24 protein-coding genes, 1 tRNA gene and 2 pseudogenes are annotated in these 21,704 nt (G+C 67.6%); 18 read left to right on the forward strand and 9 right to left on the reverse strand.

Going from position 1 to position 21,704, the window contains the following annotated elements; translation table 11 throughout:
- Window positions 1–111 precede the first annotated feature (111 nt).
- Both AC3ETA_RS17015 and AC3ETA_RS17020 read left to right on the forward strand, forming a co-directional pair.
- On the forward strand, window positions 112–1,455 hold the full coding sequence (locus tag AC3ETA_RS17015; RefSeq protein ID WP_432193733.1) for a Fic family protein: 1,344 nt from the start codon (window positions 112–114) through the stop codon (window positions 1,453–1,455).
- A gap of 78 nt (window positions 1,456–1,533) precedes the next feature.
- A complete protein-coding gene (locus AC3ETA_RS17020) occupies window positions 1,534–2,178 on the forward strand; it encodes an HAD family hydrolase (protein WP_432193734.1) in 645 nt (214 codons plus the stop codon).
- On the opposite strand, the gene AC3ETA_RS17025 is transcribed toward AC3ETA_RS17020, so the two are convergent.
- From AC3ETA_RS17025 to AC3ETA_RS17045, 5 genes are all read right to left on the reverse strand, one after another.
- Window positions 2,175–3,026 (reverse strand): NAD(P)-dependent oxidoreductase, encoded by an 852-nt coding sequence (locus AC3ETA_RS17025; RefSeq protein ID WP_432193735.1) that lies wholly within the window; start codon window positions 3,024–3,026, stop codon window positions 2,175–2,177. The genes AC3ETA_RS17020 and AC3ETA_RS17025 overlap by 4 nt on opposite strands.
- Window positions 3,023–3,610, reverse strand: a complete 588-nt coding sequence (locus AC3ETA_RS17030) for a P-loop nucleotide/nucleoside kinase family protein (protein ID WP_432193736.1) — start codon at window positions 3,608–3,610, stop codon at window positions 3,023–3,025. The genes AC3ETA_RS17025 and AC3ETA_RS17030 overlap by 4 nt, the downstream gene beginning before the upstream one ends.
- Window positions 3,607–3,798: a hypothetical protein gene (locus AC3ETA_RS17035; RefSeq protein WP_432193737.1), complete on the reverse strand. Its 192-nt coding sequence runs from the start codon at window positions 3,796–3,798 to the stop codon at window positions 3,607–3,609. The genes AC3ETA_RS17030 and AC3ETA_RS17035 overlap by 4 nt, the downstream gene beginning before the upstream one ends.
- Before the next feature lie 78 nt (window positions 3,799–3,876).
- A complete protein-coding gene (locus AC3ETA_RS17040; RefSeq protein ID WP_432193738.1) occupies window positions 3,877–4,623 on the reverse strand; it encodes a P-loop nucleotide/nucleoside kinase family protein in 747 nt (248 codons plus the stop codon).
- 230 nt (window positions 4,624–4,853) lie between these two features.
- The gene (locus AC3ETA_RS17045) at window positions 4,854–5,207 is read right to left on the reverse strand and encodes a GntR family transcriptional regulator (RefSeq protein WP_432193739.1); all 354 of its coding nucleotides are present in this window, start codon (window positions 5,205–5,207) and stop codon (window positions 4,854–4,856) included.
- Window positions 5,208–5,713: 506 nt separating this feature from the next.
- On the opposite strand from AC3ETA_RS17045, the gene AC3ETA_RS17050 reads away from it, so the two are divergent.
- The 15 genes and pseudogenes from AC3ETA_RS17050 to AC3ETA_RS17120 all read left to right on the forward strand — a co-directional run bounded on the left by AC3ETA_RS17050 (window position 5,714) and on the right by AC3ETA_RS17120 (window position 16,188).
- Window positions 5,714–6,004, forward strand: coding sequence for a hypothetical protein (locus tag AC3ETA_RS17050; RefSeq protein ID WP_432193740.1), 291 nt, complete (start codon window positions 5,714–5,716; stop codon window positions 6,002–6,004).
- Window positions 6,004–7,014 (forward strand): DUF2637 domain-containing protein, encoded by a 1,011-nt coding sequence (locus AC3ETA_RS17055; protein WP_432193902.1) that lies wholly within the window; start codon window positions 6,004–6,006, stop codon window positions 7,012–7,014. Before AC3ETA_RS17050 ends, AC3ETA_RS17055 begins: the two co-directional genes overlap by 1 nt.
- Window positions 7,011–7,661 (forward strand): GGDEF domain-containing protein, encoded by a 651-nt coding sequence (locus AC3ETA_RS17060; protein ID WP_432193741.1) that lies wholly within the window; start codon window positions 7,011–7,013, stop codon window positions 7,659–7,661. Before AC3ETA_RS17055 ends, AC3ETA_RS17060 begins: the two co-directional genes overlap by 4 nt.
- Window positions 7,661–8,047 (forward strand): RRQRL motif-containing zinc-binding protein, encoded by a 387-nt coding sequence (locus AC3ETA_RS17065; RefSeq protein WP_432193742.1) that lies wholly within the window; start codon window positions 7,661–7,663, stop codon window positions 8,045–8,047. The genes AC3ETA_RS17060 and AC3ETA_RS17065 overlap by 1 nt, the downstream gene beginning before the upstream one ends.
- A 24-nt stretch (window positions 8,048–8,071) precedes the next feature.
- The gene (locus AC3ETA_RS17070; RefSeq protein WP_432193743.1) at window positions 8,072–8,389 is read left to right on the forward strand and encodes a hypothetical protein; all 318 of its coding nucleotides are present in this window, start codon (window positions 8,072–8,074) and stop codon (window positions 8,387–8,389) included.
- Between the two features lie 646 nt (window positions 8,390–9,035).
- Window positions 9,036–10,303, forward strand: a pseudogene (locus tag AC3ETA_RS17075) (hypothetical protein); the annotation flags it as partial.
- A gap of 142 nt (window positions 10,304–10,445) precedes the next feature.
- Complete coding sequence (locus tag AC3ETA_RS17080) at window positions 10,446–10,733, forward strand: hypothetical protein (protein ID WP_432193744.1); 288 nt, start codon at window positions 10,446–10,448, stop codon at window positions 10,731–10,733.
- Window positions 10,734–10,738: 5 nt separating this feature from the next.
- Entirely contained in the window at window positions 10,739–10,927 is a 189-nt protein-coding gene (locus AC3ETA_RS17085) for a hypothetical protein (protein ID WP_432193745.1), read from the forward strand.
- Between the two features lie 10 nt (window positions 10,928–10,937).
- The gene (locus AC3ETA_RS17090) at window positions 10,938–11,543 is read left to right on the forward strand and encodes a hypothetical protein (RefSeq protein ID WP_432193746.1); all 606 of its coding nucleotides are present in this window, start codon (window positions 10,938–10,940) and stop codon (window positions 11,541–11,543) included.
- A 3-nt stretch (window positions 11,544–11,546) separates the two neighbouring features.
- A complete protein-coding gene (locus AC3ETA_RS17095) occupies window positions 11,547–11,999 on the forward strand; it encodes a hypothetical protein (protein WP_432193747.1) in 453 nt (150 codons plus the stop codon).
- Between the two features lie 85 nt (window positions 12,000–12,084).
- Window positions 12,085–12,993 (forward strand): bifunctional DNA primase/polymerase, encoded by a 909-nt coding sequence (locus AC3ETA_RS17100; RefSeq protein ID WP_432193748.1) that lies wholly within the window; start codon window positions 12,085–12,087, stop codon window positions 12,991–12,993.
- A gap of 38 nt (window positions 12,994–13,031) precedes the next feature.
- On the forward strand, window positions 13,032–13,340 hold the full coding sequence (locus AC3ETA_RS17105; protein ID WP_432193749.1) for a hypothetical protein: 309 nt from the start codon (window positions 13,032–13,034) through the stop codon (window positions 13,338–13,340).
- Window positions 13,337–14,520: pseudogene (locus AC3ETA_RS17110) on the forward strand (DUF3631 domain-containing protein). Before AC3ETA_RS17105 ends, AC3ETA_RS17110 begins: the two are co-directional and overlap by 4 nt.
- 178 nt (window positions 14,521–14,698) lie before the next feature.
- Window positions 14,699–14,911, forward strand: coding sequence for a helix-turn-helix domain-containing protein (locus tag AC3ETA_RS17115; RefSeq protein WP_432193750.1), 213 nt, complete (start codon window positions 14,699–14,701; stop codon window positions 14,909–14,911).
- Between the two features lie 74 nt (window positions 14,912–14,985).
- A complete protein-coding gene (locus tag AC3ETA_RS17120; protein WP_432193751.1) occupies window positions 14,986–16,188 on the forward strand; it encodes a site-specific integrase in 1,203 nt (400 codons plus the stop codon).
- Between the two features lie 83 nt (window positions 16,189–16,271).
- Here AC3ETA_RS17120 and AC3ETA_RS17125 read toward each other — a convergent pair.
- From AC3ETA_RS17125 to AC3ETA_RS17135, 3 genes are all read right to left on the reverse strand, one after another.
- Window positions 16,272–16,345: transfer RNA gene (locus tag AC3ETA_RS17125), tRNA-Pro, on the reverse strand.
- A 33-nt stretch (window positions 16,346–16,378) separates the two neighbouring features.
- Window positions 16,379–17,188: a Pr6Pr family membrane protein gene (locus tag AC3ETA_RS17130; protein WP_432193752.1), complete on the reverse strand. Its 810-nt coding sequence runs from the start codon at window positions 17,186–17,188 to the stop codon at window positions 16,379–16,381.
- Between the two features lie 184 nt (window positions 17,189–17,372).
- On the reverse strand, window positions 17,373–18,299 hold the full coding sequence (locus AC3ETA_RS17135) for a metallophosphoesterase (protein WP_432193753.1): 927 nt from the start codon (window positions 18,297–18,299) through the stop codon (window positions 17,373–17,375).
- A 143-nt stretch (window positions 18,300–18,442) separates the two neighbouring features.
- On the opposite strand from AC3ETA_RS17135, the gene AC3ETA_RS17140 reads away from it, so the two are divergent.
- Window positions 18,443–18,907 (forward strand): GatB/YqeY domain-containing protein, encoded by a 465-nt coding sequence (locus AC3ETA_RS17140; protein WP_432193754.1) that lies wholly within the window; start codon window positions 18,443–18,445, stop codon window positions 18,905–18,907.
- A gap of 120 nt (window positions 18,908–19,027) precedes the next feature.
- Here the strand turns inward: AC3ETA_RS17140 and AC3ETA_RS17145 are convergent, their stop codons facing one another.
- Entirely contained in the window at window positions 19,028–21,325 is a 2,298-nt protein-coding gene (locus AC3ETA_RS17145) for a transglycosylase domain-containing protein (RefSeq protein WP_432193755.1), read from the reverse strand.
- Window positions 21,326–21,704 lie beyond the last annotated feature (379 nt).

The raw sequence follows: 21,704 nt of genomic DNA on the forward strand, positions 1-21,704 counted from the left end.
TTAGCTAGTAGTTGCTGCCTTGCGCATCGGAGCTGAGCTCCGCCGGCCCTCCTAGGTGAGAGCTTTCAAGCAGGGACGCGTGTCAGACAGGCGACGTATCGAGGAGCTCGAATGAGAAGGCCAGCGCCACCGCCGGACCCAGCCGAGTCGATTCGGCTCATTATCGGTGCTTCTCCGGAAATGATGGCAAAGATGTTGTCCGTCCCTGGAGCGGGACCGTCTGACCCCTATCTGCCGTGGGACAAGATTCGCTTCAAGAATCCACCGGACGACCTTTCTGTTGAGGAATGGTGGGCCGCAATCAAGCTGGCAAGACGTCAAATGACACGTCAGCTTCCTCTCCTGGACAAGGAAGGTCGGCCTTTTCGTTTCACTCTTCCCGATGTGGTACTCAAGGCTCTTGAGGAAACGAGTCGGGATGCCAGTGGCGAGATTGCAATGAGTGAACAGGTCACGAACCCATCCACTCGCGACCGGTATCTAGTGAACTCGCTAATCGAAGAGGCGATCAATTCGAGTCAACTCGAAGGGGCATCGACAAGTCGCGTAGTCGCAAAAGAGATGATCCGATCTCAACGCAAGCCGCGAGATCGCGATGAGCGAATGATCTACAATAATTATCAAGCTATGCGGATGATTGGAGACCTGCGTAGAGAGAAAATTACTCCTGAGCTCATCTGTGAGATTCATAGAGTGGTCACCGCTGACACTCTCGATAATCCAGCGTCTTCTGGGCGATTCCAGCTTCCAGGCGAAGATCGTGTCAGCGTGTTTCACGGTGATCTCGTGCTTCACGAGCCTCCGCCAGCAGAAACTCTTCCTGAGAGGGTTCAGAAGCTGTGTGACTTCGCAAATGGGGAGTTGGACGATGTTTACATCCCGCCTGTTCTTCGGGCGATCACCATCCATTTTATGATCGGGTATGATCACCCGTTTGAAGACGGAAATGGGCGTACGGCGCGGGCGCTTTTCTACTGGTCGATGCTCAATCAGGGATACTGGCTGACAGAGTATGTGGCCATCTCTCCAATTCTGAAGAAAGCACCATCACAGTATGCGTACAGTTATCTCCATAGCGAGGATGATGAGAATGATCTAACCTATTTTCATTTGTATCAACTGGGTGTACTCAAGCGATCTATCGCGGAACTGCACAATTACCTGAGCAGGAAGGCAAGGGAAGTTCGTGAGCTTCAGCAAAAGCTTTCTGCGGTTCCTGGGGTTTTCAATCACAGGCAGATCGCTTTGCTTGAACATGCGATGAAAAACCCGGGCTCTTCGGTCACTGCGCAGTCGCATATGACTAGCCATAATGTTGCGTACGAGACGGCGCGGCAAGACCTAATCGGTTTGGAGGGCATGGGCCTGTTTCGCAAGATTCGCTCGGGTAAGGCTTTCGTGTGGATGCCTGTTGAAGATCTTCCGTCTCGCCTAGATTCGATGGAGAGAGCGTAGTTCGGCTTCGCGTGGGCGACGTGGGAGCTTTTTGGAACGGCCGTACGGCGCCCGCCATCGGTCGCGTAGCGTCGCTGTGTGCTGGCACTTTTCGACCTCGACAACACCCTGATCGACCGACGCGGGGTCCTGGAGGACTGGGCCCGTGGCTTCGCGCAATCGCGGCGACTGCCGGGGGGATCAGAGTCCGTCATCTGTGGGCGGCTCCGCGAGCGAGCCTATCCGGCGGACTTCGTCCATCTGCGGGAGGCACTCGGGCTCGGCGACGACCCGGGCGACCTCTGGCGCGAGTACGTCGACGGCGTCGCGCGGTCGGTGCGCTGCCTCCCAGGGGTGCGGGAGGGACTCGAAGCACTGCGTCGTGCGGGGTGGACGCTCGGCATCGCGACGAACGGGGCGGGGGACATCCAACGGGCCAAGCTCGCCGCGACCGGGCTCGCGTCGCACTTCGACGGCATCTGTGTCTCGGAGGAGATCGGAGCCAGGAAACCGGCGTACGAGCACTTCGAGGCTGCCGCCGTGCTGTGCGGCGTCCGGCTCAGCGCCGGAGGGTGGATGGTCGGGGACAACGCTGAGACGGATATACGAGGGGGACGCGCAGCGGGGCTTCGTACGGCGTGGGTGGCCCATGGTCGTACATGGACCGATGGCCCCCGTGAGCCCGACATCGTGGTGCGGGGCGTCGCGGAGGCCATCGAGATGATGCGGGCAGCGGCAGGCTAGTCAGGCTCGCTGTCCGGGATGCCATGCAGGCATTCGAGCGCATCGGAGATGCTCAGGGATGTGTCCCTGAGGTCATCCCATCGGCTCATGACCGCGGCCGATGCCTCCGCCAGCTCGGAGGGAAGTCCGGCTTCCCGTAGGGCGCCGGCCACCTCGCCCATTTCGGGGCCCCAGCGCCACGACCGCGCGGCCACCTTCGGGATGTAGGCCGTCTCCGCAAGGTAGCTCGCAGTGCGGCCCTGCGCGATGTCGAGTAGCTCCACCTCTACTCCGTAGTCCTTGGCGAGGGCGTACGAGACCGCGGCAAGGACACGGCTCGCCTTCTGGTAGCTGCTGTACGACAGCTTCAGTGCGGAAGCGCGACCGATGCCGCCGGATAGCGGGTGCGCCTGTACCGCCGTGCCGGTGAAGAGCGATGCCACGGGCGTCAGCGCGTCCGCTGGGCCGGACAGGTACAGGCGAACGGACTTCGAGGCGGACGGGGGCGAGCCGATGACGGAGCCATCGACAACGACTGCCCCAGTCCGGCTCATGACGTCACAGACACCCGCCATGCTGGCCGGAGAGATGGCGTTGCAATCCACGTAGATCCCCGTGAACGGGTGGGCGGAGACCTCGACTGCGACGTCTTCCGCGTATGCCGGAGGGCAGATGCTGAGGATGACTTCGGCTCGCTCCGTCAGTTCGGCAAGGTCTCTCGCCGCGGTGAGTCCGTACCGCTGGGCCCGCTCCTTGGTCACGGAGCTGCGGCCGGTCGGGCACCACAGAACCTCAGCTCCGCTGAGCTTGGCCTGTGCTGCTACCGCGGCGCCCATGCTGCCCGGGTGCAGGACTCCGACGACGGTCATCCGACCAGTCCACGGATATCCCGTACTTCGGCGGGGGTGCCGGCCGACCGCGCGTCGTCGATGGCCTGGGCTGCCTGGGCTGCGCTGACCTGGTCGGTTCTGATGACGAGCGACCAGGGCTCCGCGGTGTGGTCCAAGAGATCCTGTCGAGTCTCGTGCCAGACCTTGAGCCGGGCTTCCACGTCTTTGTCTCCGCGCCCCTGGCAACGCTGACGCGTCACGTCTTCGGGGCACCAGAGGAGCACCCGCACCCAATTGATGGGGTGGGCTGCGACGGCGCGGGCTCCGGCGATCTGGCCCATGTGGAGGACGGGGATGCGCCCGGAGTCGACGAACGCGGAAACCTCGCTGCGGTCGATGGCGTACTCCGCGTCGTATCGGCTGTTGCGGTACAGGACCTCTCCGGCCTGCGCGAGTTCCTCGATGTGCTCGGCTGTCGTGAGTCGGTACCCCGCAGTCCGCCCAGGGCCTGCCTTGAGTCGCTGAAAGAGCGCGGACTCTGGCCGCAGGTTGGACAGTTCGGCAGTGATCGTGTCCTTGCCGGACCCAGGAGGGCCGTAGAGGATGACGCCGGAAGGGCTCACAGTCCACCTCCGCTCAGTACGTCACGGGCTTCGTCGACCAGGGCGACGGCGGCGCCAAGCCGGTTGTCTACGACGAAATGCGGGCCCTGCGGGCGCATCTTCAAGTCGAGTCCCGCGACGTATTCGTCCCACGCCTCCATCTTCCAGGCGTCGCGAGCCGCCCCGCGGAATTCGATGTACTCGCGCATCGACTCCGGGTCGCACTCAACCCATATGGTCGCGACGGATACGCGCTTTGACCGGCAGCGGTTCTGAAAGCGCTGCATTCATTCGACTTGGGAGAATTCCGAAATGAACGGGGCATCGAGGATCGTAGAAATTCCGCAATCCACGTTGTCCCATGCAGCCTCCATGAGGCACCGGTATTCGAGCGGCCGGACCTTTTCCCGGTAAAGCTCCGAACTCCGGTCATGCGCTTCTCCGCCCATTGCGACCAAGAGTTGATCCACCAGCGGACGTGTCAGCGAGTCCTTGTCCAGGATGGGCCAGCCGGTGAGCCCTCCGAGGAATTTCGCGAACTCCGACTTCCCCGATCCTGCATACCCTCCGACCAGGATCACGGTAGGGCCGTCGACACTTCCCCTTGCGGTGTGGCGGCGCCATGCGTCGACCACGCGATTGCGCAGCGCCTCGCTGTCCACGTCGTCAGTGCCTTCGCGGATGCTGCTGAGCGCTTGGCGTACTGCATCCGGTTGGTCGGGGAACTTTCGCTCAGCGGAAGCGGGCGCCGGTACGGATTCCACAGAGGCATCCTCTCCGGGCAGGGCTTTACGGATGCCAAGTTGAGCTTCGTTGCGACGATAGAGACGGCAGTACGCCCGGCGGTAATGCGGACCGGGATATACCGAACCCTTTTCGTGGCCCCAGATTGTTTGGAAGTTCGCGGCAATATTGAAGCCGTGACGCTCCGCGATTTCTCGGAGCTTCTCCCCCGTGTCTTCCAGGGTAAGCCCTATTTCTTCACGATGCATTCGCAGAAGATCGGGCTTCCAATCCGGGTGCTTCCGAGCCATCTGCCCCTCCTAGATAGTCAGAGCCGCGAGTGTAGCGGCTCGACTAGGCGTGTGGAAATTCGTGATAGCGCATGTGTAAGCGGATGTATAAAACCGCTTGGTCTTTCTCGGGTAGTGGGACGTGATACCGGTTTTCGCACCGCGGATGTGAAGTAGTGCACACACCGAACGAGGAGGTTCAGATGACCCGCGGCGCGATCGTGCAGGCTCCACCCCGGCTTGCTGGAAGGTCACTTCCCTTCCAGAGTGGCGACGCGTTGGCGCAGCTCCCCTACCTCGCTCCGCAGCTTCTCGACTTCCTCGCGCAGTTCGGCCACGGTCCCGACCGGATCGGCGAGCTGCGCAGCGCGGTCGGCGTCGGGCGTCAGGAAGGCGCCCTTGCCCTGGTGGCTCACCGCGAGGCCATCTGTCTTCAGTTGGTTGATGGCGGCGCGGGCCACGGTCACCGTGACCTCGTAGGACTTCTGGAGCTGCCCCAGCGAGGGGAGCTGTCCGGTCTCGGCGAACTCGCCGGCCGCGATGCGTCGCCGCAGGTCATCAGCGACCTGCTGATAGGCGAACCTGTCGCCGGTCCACTCGACCATCTACACCCCAAGTTTCGTCACTGTCTCTGCCTCATAGTGCCCAAGTCGCAGAGGTAGAACCAGCGCCCCACGCTGCTTGTTCCGCGAGGGGACTTGACTGACTCTGCCTCACAGTGCACTCTGAGGCAGAGTTGCAAAGCGGCTCAGCCCCGGAAGGGGCAGAGCCCTTGCAAGACCCGTTTGACCTGCACGAATAGCGCCCGGATGCACGGCCCGGAGCAAGCGCTACGAAGAACTCAACAGAGTGCCGACCCAGCCGCATGAACACGTGCGGTCGATGGGTGCGGGTCACCATCCCGACCGCCCATGTCGGGCCGGGTGACCTGCCCGGATCCGCCCTTCGGGGCGGTGACTGGCATTGCGTGATCTGACATCCGCAGAACCTTCCGCGGCAGTTGCTGCCGCGCTTCGAACTCAATGCCTCCGCCGCCGGGGCGGGCGCCGTCTCTCCAAAGCCTGCGCCCGCCCCGGCGGTCTTCCCGTCCCTCCACTGTCTGGAGCCTTCCATGCGCACGTACATCGGCCGACAGCAGGCCATCTCTGCCGAGGACTTCGCGGAACTGGCGCTCGGTACCCCGGTTGAGCTGTGGCTCGGGGTCGAGGGCGAGACGGACGAAGAGCGCTCGGCCCGCGAGGATGCGGCGCGCGACATCCTCGCCGACAACCCCGATCTTCCCGACGACCTGATCCGCATCGCCGCGCAGGTCATCGAGGAGAACCCGGACCTGTTCGACGTCCTCCCCCTGACCCGCCCCGCCCAGCGCCGCCGCGCGACACGCAAGGCGGTGGCCGCGTGATCACCACAACCCCCACCCCCGAGGCGCCCGCGTCCGGGGTGCCGCCGCTGACCCGCCCGGAGATGGGTCTTGCCGGAGTCGGTGCGCTCGCCGCGGCCGGAGTCGGCGCGCTCGGTCTGATCTCCTCCTTCGACGCGGTGTCCGCGGCCGCGCTGCGCTGGGGCTTCCACGCTCCGTGGATGCTGCCGGTCGGTATCGACGTGGCCATCCCGGTGTTCACCGTCGCCAACCTGCTGTTGATCCGGATGGACATGGCGCTTGCGTGGGTGCGGTTCGTGCCCTGGGCGCTCACACTCATCACCTGCGGGTTGAACATCGCGGCCGGACAGGGCATGTGGGCCAAGGTCGCGCACGGCACGATGCCGCTGCTGTGGGTCGTGTTCTCCGAGATCGGCGCACACATCTACGCCGTGCGGATCGGCGCGGCCACCGGTCGCCGCATGGAAAAGATCCGGGTTTCCCGCTGGCTGCTCGCCTTTCCCTCCACCTTCGCACTGTGGCGCCGCATGACGCTGTGGGAGGTCACCTCCTACTCCGAGGCGCTGGCACGGGAGAAGGAACGGCAGTTGGCCCGCGCCGACCTGCGCGAGCGCTACGGCCGCAAGTGGCGCTCGAAGACCCCGCGGCGCGAGCGCGTGATGCTGCGCATGGGCGACCTGGCCCCTGCCACCGAGCAGGAGACGCCCGCACCGCCCCCGGTAGAGAATCCGCCGGCGCCCCTGGTCGACGCCAAGCCGCGCCCCCGCCGCCGCGCCCCCGCCAAGGGCAAGGCCAAGACACAGCGCACCTTCGAGGAACTGCTGACCGAGGCGCGCGCGGCCACCGCGCAGTGGACCGAGGCGGAGCTGACCGCTGACCGTCTGCGCACCACGCTGCATGTGTCGCAGGCCAACGCCCGCACGCTGCGCGACGCCCTCAAGAGCGAGCGGGCCGACGGCCGCGCGCTGCACTCCGTGGACACTCCCGACGCCACGGTGTCCGGCGACGGCGCCGAGGGGGTGGCCGCGTGAACACCCTGGCCACGGTCCTGTTGTCCGTGCTGCCCATTGCCGCAGGCTGGGCGGTCCACGTGCGGTGGCTGCGAGGCTGCCTCAATACCGCCCGGCGTGACCCGCTCACCGGGTTACGCACCCGCGACGGCTTCACCCGTCGCGCCACGGTCCTGCTCAAGGACCCGCGCGCGGTCGTGGTGCTGGCCGACGTCGACAAGTTCAAGCACATCAACGACACCTACGGGCATGCGGCCGGAGACGCGCTGTTGAAGGCGACCGCGGAACGGCTCGCCCACCACGTCGGCCGTGCCGGGGTCGCCGGACGGCTCGGGGGCGATGAGTTCGCCGCCGTGCTCATCGACGACCACGGCACCGCGGCCGACATGCTCGCCGTGCTGCACGGCGTACTCGCCCGGCCGGTTGCTGACCAGGACCCGGCCGTCCGTACCACGGTCTCGCTCGGTTGGGTGCGGGTCGCAGACTTCCCCGCAGATGACCTCTCCGGCTTGCTGCGGCGGGCGGATGAGGCGATGTACGCGGCCAAGCAAGCCCGTGCCGGAACCCGCCGCGCTGGGCTCGGCTGGCTGTTCGCCACCGTCACAGGGCGTCGTGCCGGCCGAATGGCCGCCCGGACCGATGTGCCCATGGTGGGGGTGGCTGCCTGATGGCCGCATACGGCAAGTGCTTCGACCCGTCCGGTGCCCGGTTCGGGGTGCCCACGTTCCCGTGGCGGTTCGCCCCGGACGGCTACGCCACCCGCCGTCAGCTGCGTGAGCGCGGGCTACGGCCCGGTGGCCAGCCGGTCGCCGCGCAGGTGATGCGCCAGCACCGGGGCCGCAAGGCAGGGGTGCAGGTCGCCTATCTCTACCGCGAAGACCTGGCCAAGCCGGTCCGTCCGATGACGTCGCGCAAGTGGGGCGCGCTCGCCCTGGCGATGCTCGCTCGCCGCACCTGTCCCAAGTGCCGCGTGATTTACAGCTACTGCCTGCCGACCTCCCTCGGCATGTGCCTGCTGTGCGCCTACCCCGACAGCTCCCAGTCCGCCAACTGAACTTTCCCGAGGAGGGGTTGATCAATGCCGAAGCCCAACACCCGCCGCCTGGATCGCGAAATCCAGCAGGCCCAGCGCAAGCTTGACGCCGTCCGCAAACAGGAGATGTGGCCGCTGACCGGCCGGGAACGCCGCCAGGTCGTGGCCGCCCTGGCGAGTGGCTCCGTCCGCGTTGTCCGGGGCAAGAGCCCCAGCCGCGCGGAACGGAAGCTGGAGACGTTGTGGCAGTCGGTGCTGAACCGGCTAACCACGGAGCTGACCGCGTTGCAGACGGAGCGGCAGCGGATCGTGAACGGGGCCGCTATCGCCAAGGCTGCCAAGACGTCGTCGGGATGGTGGTGAGCACGGTCCGCCGCCTTGCCGCGTAGCACATCTCTGGAGCCAAGCCCATGTGAACCTGCCATGTCACGTTGATATGGGCTGCGCTCGTTCCCAGCGTCAGCATCAATTCGGGCCCGTTTTATACAGCCTCCGATACGCAGGGCGTATCGGACGTGCTGCTTCGCAGCGCCACCATCAACGCACGGGCCCGGCCGCTCACCTCCTACAGCGTCGGCCGGGCCCGCTCCCCCACACCCGGAAGTGGAAGGAACTATCAGTGAACCAGCCCGACGACAACGAACTGTTCCACCGGCTCGAAGCCGAGATGGCGGCCGACTCCGGCGCCGAGGTAGTCGACCTCGACAAGGCCCGGTCCGCCCGTGACGGGTCGGCCGCCCCGACTGCCGACCCGGTGCCCGACTCCCGCCCGACCGAGTCGGGTGCAGGGTCGGCCGACTGGGATGATGAGGCGTCGGCCGACTCGGTCGCCCGACCGGTCGACCGGCCCGACCTTCCGGCGCCGGGCATCACGACCTACAAGCGTCGGCCGATCCTGCCGACCTGGCTGACCTCGAAGCCGGGGTTCGTCTCGACCGCGCAGCGAGCGACGGGCAACGCCTTCTACGCCACCGCCTTCCACAGCATCCGCACCCCCTGGTACGCCCTCCAGCTCACGCTGAACGCGCCGCGCGGTGCGGCCCGTTTCGTGCGGGACACCAATCGGTGGGTGTGGGATGCCGAGGGCGCGCCGCTGCGCGCGTACGAGGTGCGCAGGGAGAACACCGCCGAGTACCTCAAGCTGTCCCGCCAGCGTGACGGGCGGGTGCGGCTGCGGGTGCTGGTCACCACGGTGGCGCTCGTCTTCGGCGCCGCATTCGCGCTGACCCTGTACGTGATGGCCCCGGCCTGGCTGGGCGTGCTGGCTGCGGCTGCGGTGCTGGCGTGCGGGTTCTGGGGTGCTCCGCAGGATCATCCCGTGATCGGGCCCGCGGTGCTCAAGACCGAGGTGCAAAAGCTCACCGGGCCGATCGTGCTGCGCGCTCTGGACAACATCGGCAACCCGAAGCTGACGGCCGCCATTAAGAAGGGCGGCGACATGAACGGGATGCGCTTCACCTCCGAGATCACCCGCGATGGCCCCGGCTACCGTGCCGACCTCGACCCGAGCTGGCGAACGACAAGTCCCTTGGCCTGCACCCGATCGTCGCCGGATTCGATGAGTGTCAGGTGCCGTTCGAGCACGAGAAGTACGGTGCGGAGATCGAAGAGATCTGCACCGACCTGGGTAAACGCGGCCCGGCACTGGGGATCGTGGCCCTGTTCGGCACGCAGCGCCCGGACGCCAAGTCGCTGCCCACCGGCATCTCGGCGAACGCCGTGCTGCGGTTCTGCCTGAAGGTCATGGGCCAGCCCGCCAACGACATGGTGCTCGGCACGTCGATGTACAAGGCCGGATACCGGGCCACCATGTTCTCCCGCTCCGACCGCGGGATTTGCTGGATGGCCGGTGAGGGCGACGACCCGCGCATCGTGGCGAGCGCGTTCGTGGACGCGGTCGGCGCCGAACAGGTGGTGGCCCGCGCGCGGAAGATGCGCGAGGCGTACGGCAACATCACCGGCCACGCCATCGGCGAGACGCCCGAGAGCGGTGAGCCGTCCTTTGACCTGCTCGCGGACATTCTCAAGGTGGTGGCCGCGGACGAGGAGAAGGTGTGGAACGAGAAGGTGGCCGCCCGCCTCGCCACGCTGCGCCCGGAGGTCTACGGCGGCTGGAAGGCCGAGACGGTGACCACGAACCTGCGCCCCCACGGCATCACGGCACAGGACGTGTGGGGCACCACCGACAAGGGCAAGGGCACCACCCGCCGCGGCATCGCCCGCGCCGACGTCACCACAGCCATCACCCAGCGTGACGGAAAGCGGTCCGGAGACTGACCGCGCACGGGTGCTAGGTCTAGCAGCCCGCACTGCTAGACCTAGCACCCCTACTAGCACCTCAAACCGGCCCTGATCAGCGACCTCGCGCCTAGCATCCGACCTGCGAGAACGCCGGAAACCCTGCCTGGAAGGGCACCCCATGACCCTCCTTCTCGTTGCTAGCGCCTGCCTCCTCGCCATCACTCTCGGTTACGCAAGCTTGTGTGCGGGGAGCCCGTACGGCGACTGCCGCAAGTGCCGCGGCTTCGGCTTCGCGATGAAGACCGACCGCAAGGGCCGCCTCAAGCGCGGCAAGCCGTGCCGCCGCTGCAAGGGCCACGGCAAGCGCATACGCGTCGGCCGCCACCTCTACAACCTCTGGCTGCACGTCTACCGCGACGGCACCCACACCCCCGCCGCTGCCAAGCGGCCCACCCCGAAGGGATAGCCCCGATGGCCGTCACCGTCTCCCTGGTCGCCCTGTTCGGCCTGGTCCTGTTCTTCCTGCTGCGCTCCAACACCCTCGGCTACGGCTCCGCGTTCGTCGCCGTGATGTTCGGCTTCTACCTCGCCTCCACCGGCGCCTCCGAGCCGGTGACCGAGCTGACCGCCGCCGTCGTCAACGCCCTCGGCAAGATCTAGGAGACCAGCCATGAACGAACAGACCGTGGCTCGCCACTGGCTCGCTGCCGCACTGCCCAAGGCCGCGCCCGCCATCGCCACCACGACCGTGCTCGCCCTCGCCCGCATCTGGAACGCCAACGGCGCCGAACACTCCGTCGGCAACGCCGTCCTGATGGGCGCCCTGTCCCTCGGCGCCGCCGCCGCGGGCGTCGTCGCGGGCAACGCCACCGGAGACTCCGTGCTCGCCGGGACCGCGTTCGCCGCCTCCGGCGCGCTCGCCTTCGCCGGAGTCGCCGGATACGCCGACGGACTCCCGCTGCCCCTGCTGCTGTGGTCCCTGGCCACCGCCGGCGCCTACGCACTCGCCGCCCGCTACTGGCGCACCGACCGCCGCGAGACGGTCGCGTACGAGCGCGACGTGAGCGAGCGGCGCGAGGAACGCGCCCACATCGAGCGCGTGGAAACCCTCCGCGCCACCACGCAAATCGAGGTGGCACGCACCGGCGCCGCCTACGCCGAACAGCTTGCGCAGGCACTCGTCACCCGCGCCGCGCTGCCCGGCTTCGATCCCACTGCCCTGGAGCGCGCGGGGCTGCCCGCGCTCCCCGCCGTCGACACCAGCAAGGAGCACTGACCCATGTTCGAGGTTCGTGTCATCTGCAACCCGGCCGACAAGGACCGCGTCACCGACGCCCTGTCGCAGGCCTTCACCGTCGGCCCCGTACGCCAGCACCCCACCCGCGACGGCGAGCGGCTGCGGCTGTACGTCACGGCCGACCACCACAGCAACACCGGCCCGTGGCCCACCCCGGGAGAGGCCTACGCGCTCGCCCCGAACATCGTCAGCGAGATCGGATGGACCGCCCGGACGGCGGCCGACAAGCCGTTCGGCACCCCGTTGCCGCGTGACTTTTGGCTCCGCAAAGCGGCGTTGCTGGACCGCATCGCCCTGCAAGACGTCGGCGATGACGCGGCCGAGGTGGCGGACGAGGCCGCGGAGCGGCTGATGAGCCTGGACGACGCGGGCGTCATCTGCGAGCCGCGCCACTACGTCCGCCAGCAGTACGCCCACTGGATCAACAACCAGTAGCCATGCCCGGGGCGGGCGCCGTCTCTCCAAAGCCTGCGCCCGCCCCGGTCCTCCCGTCCCTCCAAGAGAGCAGGAGACCAACAGCATGACCCATGCCATCGCTCTGCCGCGAGACCCACTCGCCGCAGCCCTGGACGCCGCCGCGCGCGGCTGGCACGTCTTCCCCCTCCGGCCCGGCACCAAGCGCCCCGCCCTCCACGGCGAGGGTGCCTGCCCGCGCACCGGCCCGTGCGTGGGCAGGCACCTGAAGTGGGAGCAGCGAGCCACCACCGACCCTGACCGCATCCGCGCCGCCTGGAGCACAAACGCGTTCAACGTCGGCATTGCGACCGGCCCGTCCGGGCTGCTCGTGGTCGACCTGGACGTGCCGAAGGACAAGAGCAGTGCGGACGCGCCTTGCGGCGCGACGACCTTTGAGGCGCTCTGCGAGCGGGCCGGACACGCCGTCCCTGACACCTACCGAGTGCGGACCGCGAGCGGCGGGACCCACCTGTACTTCACCGCCCTGGACGGCGTTCGCTTGGCCAACACCGCAGGAACCATCGGCCCGTTGGTCGACACCCGTGCGTGGGGCGGCTACGTCGTCGCCGCGGGCAGCACCACCGACGCCGGAACGTACGAAGCCGTGAACAGCTCGGTGGCGGCCCTGCTGCCCGAATGGCTGCAAACCATCCTGAAACCCGCCCCGGCACGCTCTATGGGGCTCTTGAGGCTTCCTGCGGTCGACGGTATCCGCGCGGCCTTGTCCGCACTGGAAGCCGAGTGCGCCGTCGTGTCCGCGGCCCCGGACAAGCAGCGCAACACCACGCTGAACCGGTGCGCCTTCAAGGTGGGGCGCTTCGTCGCGTGGGGCGACATCCCCCGGCGCGTGGTGGAAGAGGCCTTCCAAAGGGCGGGGGAGGGGCGGGGACTCACCGCTGCCGAGTGCCGCGCCACGATCCGCAGCGCCCTGGACAGCTCCATCCGCAAGGCCCGACCCCGGGAGGCGGCATGAGCGCGCCCCGCTCCGCCCCCTTGGAAGGCCAACCCCCCGTGAGCAGAGGGCAGGTCGCCGAACTCGCCTTGCCCGCACCGGCCGCGGGCGACCCGAAGGGCGTCGCCGAAGGCGTCCGAACTGCTCTTGGTACTGACCCACACGGTGACGATGGGCGCCGCCCCATCGCGTGGCTGCACATCAGCGCGCCCGGTCGCGGCGCCATCCCCACCGCCACGTCGTGGTGCGCGTGCGGACGCGACCGTTCGGCCGTCGGCATCCGCCGCGTGCTCGCCCTGGTCACCGATCACGACTCGCACCGCACTGCCTGCCCGTTGCGCAACTCCCAGGAAGGACGGGCCGCATGACCGACCAGGCCCCTGCCCCGCCCACCATCGACGGCGCCGCACTGCTGAACGAGGTGGAAGCCTTCCACCGGCGCTTCAACGTCTTCCCCACCGAAGCCGCCTACGTCGCCGTGACGCTGTGGGACGCGCACGCTCACCTGCTCGACTGCTTCGAGTCCACCCCCCGCCTCGCCTTCCTCAGCCCCGAACCGGGGTCGGGTAAGTCGCGGGCACTGGAGATCGTGGAAACCCTCGTACCGCACCCCATGGCTGCGGTCGACGCGTCCGCCGCCGCCCTGTTCCGCGCGGTCTCCGGAGTCGACGGCAAGCGGCCCACGATCCTGTTCGACGAGATCGACACCATCTTTGGCCCCAAGGCCGGAGAGAACGAACAGCTCCGCGGGTTCATCAACGCCGGGCACCGCCGCGGCAAGGTGATGTACCGGTGCGTTGGGGACGGCGCCAACCAGACCGTGCAGGCATTCCCCTCCTACACCGCCGTCGCGGTCGCCGGTCTCGGCTCGCTGCCCGACACGATCCTGACCCGCTCGGTCATCATCCGCATGCGTCGGCGGGCCAGGAACGAGAAGGCGGAACCGTACCGCTCGCGCATCCACGAGAAGGAAGGCTTCGCCCTGCGCGACCAGCTCGCGAAGTGGGCCGAAGAGACGCGCGAGTTCATCATGGGCGCGTGGCCGGAGATGCCCGACGGGGTCACCGACCGCCCCGCCGACGTGTGGGAACCCTTGCTCGCCGTCGCGGATGCTGTCGGGGGCGACTGGCCCCGCCGGGCCCGCGAAGCCTGCACGGAGCTGGTCAAGGCCTCCCAGGTCAACGACAAGGGCAGCATCGGCATCCGCCTCCTGACCGACCTCCGCGACCACGTGATGGTAGGCGTCGACCGCCTGCCCACCATCGCCGTACTCGACAGGCTCAACGCCCTCGATGACGCCCCGTGGGTCGACCTCGACGGCAAGGCGCTCGACAACCGGCGCCTGTCGAAGATGCTCAGCCAGTACGTCACCGCCGACGGAACCCCCGTCGCCTCGCGGAACATCCGCACGGCCGGAGGGGTCCTCAAGGGCTACTACAGCGAAGACCTCGAAGACGCGTGGGCCCGCTACTGCCCGCCCCCGTCCCCGTAGGTCCGCTACTGCCGCTACATCCGCTACACCCCAGGTCAAAGGCCCATTTCCTGTAGCGGCAACCCCGCGATGTAGCGGCTACGGCCGCACCCCCGCGTAGCGCCGTAGCCGCTACATCCCGCACGTCCGCTACACAAACACCCCCGCTGACCTGCGATGTAGCGGCGTAGCGGATGTAGCGGACTTCTGAGAAGGCCCCAAGACACACCCGCCTAGACTAGGAGACACTCCGGAATGAGCGTCACGCTCGCCGCTCCCGCCGAGCGGCTCCTGTACCGACCGGAAGAGGCCGCGGCAGCGCTGGGCATCGGCCGCTCGCTGGTCTACGAGGAGATCCGCCTCGGACGACTCCAGACCGTCCGCATCGGCCGTCGCCGACTCGTGCCGCCCGAATACGTCGTGCAGTACGTCGAGCTCCTCAAGCGCGAGGCAGAAGCCACCGCCTGAACTCCCCATCACCCCAGTTCCACAGGGCCGCGCCCTATAGGGCGCGGCCCTGTCCTATGGAGGCATAACAGAAGATGAGCGAGACCCCGAAGCGCACCCGCGCTGGCCATGGTGCGGACACGATCTATTGGGACCCCGCAAAGAAGAGCTACGTGGGGGCCGTCTCCCTGGGGTACGCCCCGAACGGCAAGCGCCGTCGACCGAAGGTGTACGGCAAGACGAAGACCGAAGTCCGCAACAAGATCCGAGACTTGAAAAAGGAGATGCAGACCGGCGTCAAAGCGCCGGCCAACTACATCGTGGCCGATGCGGTGAACGACTGGTTGGAGCGCGGGCTTAAGGGGCGCGACGAGAAGGGCACCATCGGCAAGAACCGCTCGATGGCGAACAAGCACCTGATCCCGTTCATCGGCAAGGCCAAGCTGAAGGAACTCAGCGCGGACGACGTTGACGACTGGTTGGACGACAGGGCCGAATTCCTCGCGACGCGAAGCCTGCGTGACCTGCTCGCCATCCTGCGCCGCTCCATCGCGCACGCGCAGCGCAGGGACAAGGCCGCGCGGAACGTCGCCCTACTCGTCACCGCACCGGAAGGGCGTCCCGGCCGTCCGAGCAAGGCACTCAACCTTGAGCAGGCGAAAGCCGTGCTCACCGCCGCGCGCCCGTCCCGCCTGTACGCCTACCTCGTGCTCTCCCTCCTGAGCGGCGTCCGCACCGAAGAGGCACGACCCCTCACCTGGGATCACGTCTTCCTGGAGACGACGGACGGCATTCCGCCGCACGTCGCCGTGTGGCGCTCGGTGCGAAAGCACGGTGAGACCAAGACCAGGAAGAGCCGCCGGACCATCGCTCTGCCGAAACAGGTGGTCGACGTCCTCGAAGAGCACATGCGATGGCAGAAGCAGGAGCGGGCATCGAGAGGGAAGGAGTGGAGTTCGACCGGCCGTGTCTTCACGACTCGGAGCGGTGAGCCGCTGGACGCAGCCAACGTCCGGCGAGACTTCAAGGCCATCGTGAAGAAAGCCGGACTGAAGCCTGAGTGGACGCCGCGGGAGCTCCGGCACAGCTTCGTGTCCCTGCTCTCCGACCATGGCATCCCCCTGGAACGGATCGCGCTCTTGGTCGGTCACAGCAGTCAGGCGACCACAGAGGCGGTCTACCGCAAGCAGCTTCGCCCGGTGATCACGCAGGGCGCCGAAGCGATGGATGACATCTTCGCCGAAGGTCAGGAAGGGGAGGACACGGAGGGACAGGAAGAGGGCGACGCGGTGGCCTGACCAAATTCGTTTGGCCCCCTGTTTGGCCCCCGGAGCATGACAGAGGGCCAATCGCGATCATGCGATTGGCCCTCTGACCAGCGTCGGGGTGGCGGGATTTGAACCCACGACCTCTTCGTCCCGAACGAAGCGCGCTGCCAAGCTGCGCTACACCCCGATGTCACTGCTTGTCGCGGCGACGACGTTTACTTTAGCCCACTGGTGGCTGGAGACGAAATCCGGTTTTCGGGGCGTGGTGGGCGCGGTGGCGGAGCGGGTTGGGGCGGGCGTGGTCGAGGGCCACGAGGAGGATCGCCAGGGCGTAGATGGCCAGGCCGATGAGGAGGGCGTTGCCCAGGACGCTCTTGTAGCCGTGCCGGGCCACGTCGAGGAACGGGTAGAGGTAGCGGGCCGGCGTGCCGGGGACCAGGTACTCGCCTCGGGCGAGGGTGAAGGCCAGGTAGGTCAGGGGGTACAGGAGCCACGTCGTCGCCTGGCGCAGGTGCAGGTGGCCCGAGGGTGTGAGGAGCAGCCAGTCCACCAGGGCGGCGACGGGAGTGACCGTGTGCAGGACCTGGGTGGTGAGCGCGTGCCAGCCCGTGGGGGCGGTCGCGGTGCTGGTGAGGATGCCGGGCAGGGCGTAGGAGCTTCCCTCGTTCGCCAGGAGCAGGTGGTAGACGAGGCCGGTGGTCAGGGCGTAGAGCAGCGTGGCGCCCGGCAGGGTCGAGGGAAGCGGGCGGCGTGCGTACCAGGCGAGGCGGGCCGAGATGGCGAAGACCAGGGCCAGCAGGATGTTGCTCTGGATCGCGAAGTGGCTCAGGGTGCGCAGGGGGCTGCCGAGGACCAGTTCCACGGCCACGGCAGCGGCCGCCGTGAGGGCCACCAGCAGGCGGAACACTGCGGCCGGACGGCGGGGGGTGGGGGTCACCACCGCCGTGGCGGGGACGTGGGAGGGGAACAGGACAGGTATGCCCGGTATCGCGGGAATGTCCGGGATGTCCCTGGGTATCGGGGCGGTCATGCCCTCACGCTAAGCAGCGTGGGCGAAATGGGCGATATGGATGGTCTGGGTGGGTTACGGCAACTGGCTCTGCCGGCTGCCACGGCTATGGCTAGGGCTACGGCTACGGCTAGGGCTACGGCTCAAACCTCGCCGCTCAACCGACCGGCTACCTCCGACTCCGACTCCGACTGCTCCCCTCCGACTACTCCTGCCCCACCAGCGTCAGCAACGTCGCCTCCGGTGGGCAAGCGAAGCGGAACGGGGTGTAGCGGCTGGTTCCGCAGCCTGCGCTGACGTGGAGGTAGGACCTGCGGCCCTCCGCCGTGTGCGTGGACAGGCCCCTCGCCCGGTCCGTGTCCAGGTCGCAGTTGGTGACCAGCGCGCCGTAGAAGGGGATGCGGAGCTGGCCGCCGTGGGTGTGGCCGGCCAGGATCAGGGGGTAGTCGTCCGCCGCGTACGCGTCCAGGACCCGCAGGTACGGCGCGTGCACCACGCCCATCGCGAAGTCCGCGGCGCCCGAGGGACCCCCGGCCACCCGCTGGTACCGGTCCCGCTTGATGTGCGGGTCGTCCACGCCGGTCAGCTCCACCGACATGCCCTCGACCTTCAGCATGCCGCGGGTGTTCGTCAGGTTCAGCCAGCCCGCCGCGTCGAAGCCGTCCCGCAGGTCCTCCCACGGGTTGTGGACCGCACCGACGACGGGCGCGTTGCCGTTCAGGCCGTGGCGGCCCTGGGCCTTCTCCAGCAGGTACCGGGCCGGGTTGCGCAGCGTCGGGCCGTAGTAGTCGTTCGAGCCGAAGACGTACGCGCCCGGGAACTCCATCAGCGGACCCAGCGAGTCCAGCACCTCCGGCACGCCCTCGGGGTCCGACAGGTTGTCGCCCGTGTTGATCACGAAGTCGGGGCGCAGGCCCGCCAGCGAACGCAGCCAGCGCTGCTTCTTGCGCTGGCCGCCGACCATGTGGATGTCGGAGACCTGGAGCACCCGCAGCGGCCGCATCCCCGCCGGCAGGACGGGGATCGTCACCCGTCGCAGACGGAAGGAACGGGCCTCGAAACCCGCCGAGTACAGCAGACCGGCGGCCCCAACCGCCGTGATTCCCAGGGGTACTCCGTATCGCGCGCGCATACGACCATCGTGTCAGACCGGCGAAGCGCTCCGTGCCAGGCAGCCGCCCCCCGGCGGGCCCGCCGCCCTCCGTACGGCACGCTCCCGCACGCCCCTTGAAATCAACGGGCGTTCCGCGCACCACACCTGCGACAATCGACGTCATGACCACGCTCAAGTCGAAGCTTCAGGAAGACCTCAACGCCGCGATCAAGGAGCGCGACGAGCTCCGCTCCTCGACGCTCCGGCTGACGCTCGCCGCGATCACCAAGGAGGAGGTCGCGGGCAAGGAGAAGCGTGAGCTCTCCGACGACGAGGTGCAGAAGGTGATCACCCGCGAGGCGAAGAAGCGCCGCGAGGCGGCCGAGGCGTTCACGCAGGGTGGTCGCGCCGAGCAGGCCGAGCGGGAGAAGGCGGAGGGCGAGGTCCTCGCCACGTACCTGCCGAAGCAGCTCAGCGACGACGAGCTGAACGAGATCGTCGCCCAGGCCGTCCAGGAGGCCCGGGCGGCCGGCGCGGAGGGCCCGCGGGCCATGGGCGCGGTCATGAAGATCGTGAACCCGAAGGTCGCCGGTCTGGCCGAGGGCGGCCGCGTGGCCGCGGCGGTCAAGAAGCTCCTCGCGGGCTGACACCCCGCCCGGCGGCGAGGGCCGACACTCCCGCCCAGCAGCCGCATCAACGCCGACGGCCCTTGTCCCCTCCGTACGAGGGGACAAGGGCCGTCGGCGTTCTGCGACCTCTGAGGGTGCTCAGTCGCGCCCTCCGGTGCCATTCCCGTTCGTCTGGCCCTGCCACCAGCCCTCGGGGATGGAGAAGGTCGGCGTCGGTTCCGTGCCCCCGTCGGTGCCGCCATTGCCACCGTTGCCGCCGCCGTTGTCCCCGCCGCCGATCAGGCCGCCGATGAGGTTGTCGTCGCCGTTGCCGTTGTCGTCGTCGTTGCCCCGGCCCTTGTCGCGGCCCTTGTCGCGTTCCTCGTCCTCGTCCGGGATGTGGATGGTGTTGAACTCGTCGACCGGCTTGCCCTCCAGGGCGCCGAGCATGGCGTCCCGCCAGATCGGGCCCGGCACCCGGCCGCCGTAGACCAGGTCGTTGTACACACCGCCGATGTAGATGTTGCGCATCTTGACCTTCTGGGTGGCGCTGCCGACCCAGACGGCACCCGAGAGGTTCGGCGTGTAGCCGACGAACCAGGCGTTGCGGCGCTCGTCCGTCGTACCGGTCTTGCCGGCGCTGTCGCGGTCGGTGAGGCCGGCTTCCTTGCCCGTACCGGAGTCGACCACGCCCTGGAGCAGGCTGTTGACGGTGTCCGCGGTCTGCTCGGACATCGCGCGCGAGCAGGTCGACTTCGGCACCTCCAGCGACTTTTGCTGGCCACCGACCTTCTGCGAGATCGACTCGATGGCGATCGGCGTGCAGTACATGCCGCGGGAGGCGAAGGCGGCGTACGCGCTCGCCATCGTCAGCGGGGACAGGCCGATGGAGCCGAGGGCGATGGCGGGCTTCTCGGGGAGCTTGTCGCCGTTGCCCTGGCGGACCTGGAGCTTGTCGGTGATGTTGACCACCGGGCACAGGCCGATGTCGGCGATCATCTGCACGAAGTAGGTGTTGACCGACAGCTCCATCGCCTTCTTCAGGCGGTAGGGGCCGCGCTCCGACTCGCTCTCGTTCTCCAGTTTCTCGTTGCGCAGGTTGGTCCAAGGCGCGCTGTCGCAGGTCTGTACCGGGCTCGGGTACTCCATCTCGTACGGCGAGGAGTACTCCTGCGTCGGCGGCCGGCCCTCCTCCAGCGCGGCCGCGGCCACGAACGGCTTGAACGTCGAACCGGTCGGGAAGCCGAAGTTGGAGCCGCCGTACTTCGAGTCCACCGAGTAGTTGATCTCGGTCTCGTTCTTGCCGAAGCCGAAGGGCTTCGACTGGCCCATGCCGAGGATCTTGCCGGTGCCGGGCTCGACGAGGGTGGTCGCGGCGGCGACCTTGTCGTCCTGGTAGACGTGTTCCTTGAGCGAGGCCTGGACCGACTTCTGCGACTGCGGGTCCAGGGTCGTCGTGATGGTCAGGCCGCCCTGGTTCCAGATCTTCGCGCGGGCCTCGCGGCTCTTGCCGAAGACCGGCTCGCTCTTGAAGACCTTCTCGACGTACTTGCAGAAGAAGCCGGCGCCCTTGACCGCGGTGATGCAGCCGTTCTTGGGCTTGCTGACCTTCAGCCCCAGCGGTGTTTCCTTGGCCTTGTCCGCCTCCGCCTGGGAGATGTCGTTCATGTCGGCCATGCGCTGCAGGACGGTGTTGCGCCGCTTGGTGGCCTCGGCCTCGTCGTTGACCGGGTCGTAGCGGCTCGGCGACTGGACGATGCCGGCGAGCAGCGCCGCCTCCTGGACCTGGAGGTCCTTGGCGGACTTGGAGAAGTAGCGCTGGGCGGCGGCCTCGACGCCGTACGCCTGCTGGCCGAAGAACGTGATGTTCAGGTAGTTCTCGAGGATCTTCTTCTTGCCGAGCTCCTCCTCCACCTGGATCGCGTACTTCAGCTCCTTGATCTTGCGGCCGAGGGTCTGCTGGGTGGCCTGGGCGACCTTCGTCGGGTCGTCGCCGGCCTCCTCCACGAAGACGTTCTTCACGTACTGCTGCGTGAGCGTCGAGGCGCCCTCGCTGACACCACCGCTCTGGGCGTTGCGGTTGAGGGCGCGCAGGACGCCCTTCAGGTCGACCGCGCCGTGCTGGTAGAAGCGGGCGTCCTCGATCGCGACGATCGCCTGCTGCATGTACGGCGAGATGTCCTTGAGGTCGACGACCGTACGGTCACGTGAGTAGACCGTGGCGATCGTGCCGCCCTCGGCGTCCAGGATCGTGGTGCGCTGGCTCAGCGGTGGCGTCTTGAGGTTGGCGGGGAGTTCGTCGAAGCTCTCGACGGACCCCTTGGCCGCGAGCCCCAGCGCGCCGACGGCGGGCAGCGCGATACCGGCCAGCACGGCTCCCGCGAGCACACTGACACCGAGGAACTTGGCGGCCTGCTGCGTCGGCGACAGACCACCGCCCGAGCGGTTCTTTGGCATGGGGGCAGCCTAAACCGTAGACATGAGCGAACCGAGAGCCGATTCGTCCGCGAGCCCGCACGACGACGTGAGTCATGCCATGCACGCGGATGCGGCCCATTCGCCGGACAGGCGTACAGGCCTTGGCCTAAGCTGCTCCCAACTGTCACAGCAGTGCGGCCACGTATCAATACGTCCGGCGACCCCGAATCGTTCTGGCGGTAGCCCACTTTTTTTGGTGGGGACGTGTCCGAATCCGCCTTGTGTGTCATTCGGCGTCCGTTGTGACTCAACAGAACTGTCCCGAATTGCCGGGAAAGTCGCGCATGTCGCCAGCTCACTCCCCCGGGTGATCTGCCGCTTACGCATAGTCCGTTCGGGCCATTCAAGATTGGGCCCG

The sequence above is a fragment of the Streptomyces sp. bgisy027 genome, from assembly GCF_057710365.1.

Excerpts from the sequence above, each read along its gene's own strand:
- AC3ETA_RS17015 (WP_432193733.1), top strand. The coding sequence starts at position 112 with ATGAGAAGGCCAGCGCCACCGCCGGACCCAGCCGAGTCGATTCGGCTC.
- AC3ETA_RS17025 (WP_432193735.1), bottom strand. The coding sequence starts at position 3,026 with ATGACCGTCGTCGGAGTCCTGCACCCGGGCAGCATGGGCGCCGCGGTA.
- AC3ETA_RS17035 (WP_432193737.1), bottom strand. The coding sequence starts at position 3,798 with ATGCGCGAGTACATCGAATTCCGCGGGGCGGCTCGCGACGCCTGGAAG.
- AC3ETA_RS17040 (WP_432193738.1), bottom strand. The coding sequence starts at position 4,623 with ATGGCTCGGAAGCACCCGGATTGGAAGCCCGATCTTCTGCGAATGCAT.
- AC3ETA_RS17045 (WP_432193739.1), bottom strand. The coding sequence starts at position 5,207 with ATGGTCGAGTGGACCGGCGACAGGTTCGCCTATCAGCAGGTCGCTGAT.
- AC3ETA_RS17050 (WP_432193740.1), top strand. The coding sequence starts at position 5,714 with ATGCGCACGTACATCGGCCGACAGCAGGCCATCTCTGCCGAGGACTTC.
- AC3ETA_RS17065 (WP_432193742.1), top strand. The coding sequence starts at position 7,661 with ATGGCCGCATACGGCAAGTGCTTCGACCCGTCCGGTGCCCGGTTCGGG.
- AC3ETA_RS17070 (WP_432193743.1), top strand. The coding sequence starts at position 8,072 with ATGCCGAAGCCCAACACCCGCCGCCTGGATCGCGAAATCCAGCAGGCC.
- AC3ETA_RS17080 (WP_432193744.1), top strand. The coding sequence starts at position 10,446 with ATGACCCTCCTTCTCGTTGCTAGCGCCTGCCTCCTCGCCATCACTCTC.
- AC3ETA_RS17085 (WP_432193745.1), top strand. The coding sequence starts at position 10,739 with ATGGCCGTCACCGTCTCCCTGGTCGCCCTGTTCGGCCTGGTCCTGTTC.
- AC3ETA_RS17090 (WP_432193746.1), top strand. The coding sequence starts at position 10,938 with ATGAACGAACAGACCGTGGCTCGCCACTGGCTCGCTGCCGCACTGCCC.
- AC3ETA_RS17095 (WP_432193747.1), top strand. The coding sequence starts at position 11,547 with ATGTTCGAGGTTCGTGTCATCTGCAACCCGGCCGACAAGGACCGCGTC.
- AC3ETA_RS17100 (WP_432193748.1), top strand. The coding sequence starts at position 12,085 with ATGACCCATGCCATCGCTCTGCCGCGAGACCCACTCGCCGCAGCCCTG.
- AC3ETA_RS17115 (WP_432193750.1), top strand. The coding sequence starts at position 14,699 with ATGAGCGTCACGCTCGCCGCTCCCGCCGAGCGGCTCCTGTACCGACCG.
- AC3ETA_RS17120 (WP_432193751.1), top strand. The coding sequence starts at position 14,986 with ATGAGCGAGACCCCGAAGCGCACCCGCGCTGGCCATGGTGCGGACACG.
- AC3ETA_RS17130 (WP_432193752.1), bottom strand. The coding sequence starts at position 17,188 with ATGACCGCCCCGATACCCAGGGACATCCCGGACATTCCCGCGATACCG.
- AC3ETA_RS17135 (WP_432193753.1), bottom strand. The coding sequence starts at position 18,299 with ATGCGCGCGCGATACGGAGTACCCCTGGGAATCACGGCGGTTGGGGCC.
- AC3ETA_RS17140 (WP_432193754.1), top strand. The coding sequence starts at position 18,443 with ATGACCACGCTCAAGTCGAAGCTTCAGGAAGACCTCAACGCCGCGATC.
- AC3ETA_RS17145 (WP_432193755.1), bottom strand. The coding sequence starts at position 21,325 with ATGCCAAAGAACCGCTCGGGCGGTGGTCTGTCGCCGACGCAGCAGGCC.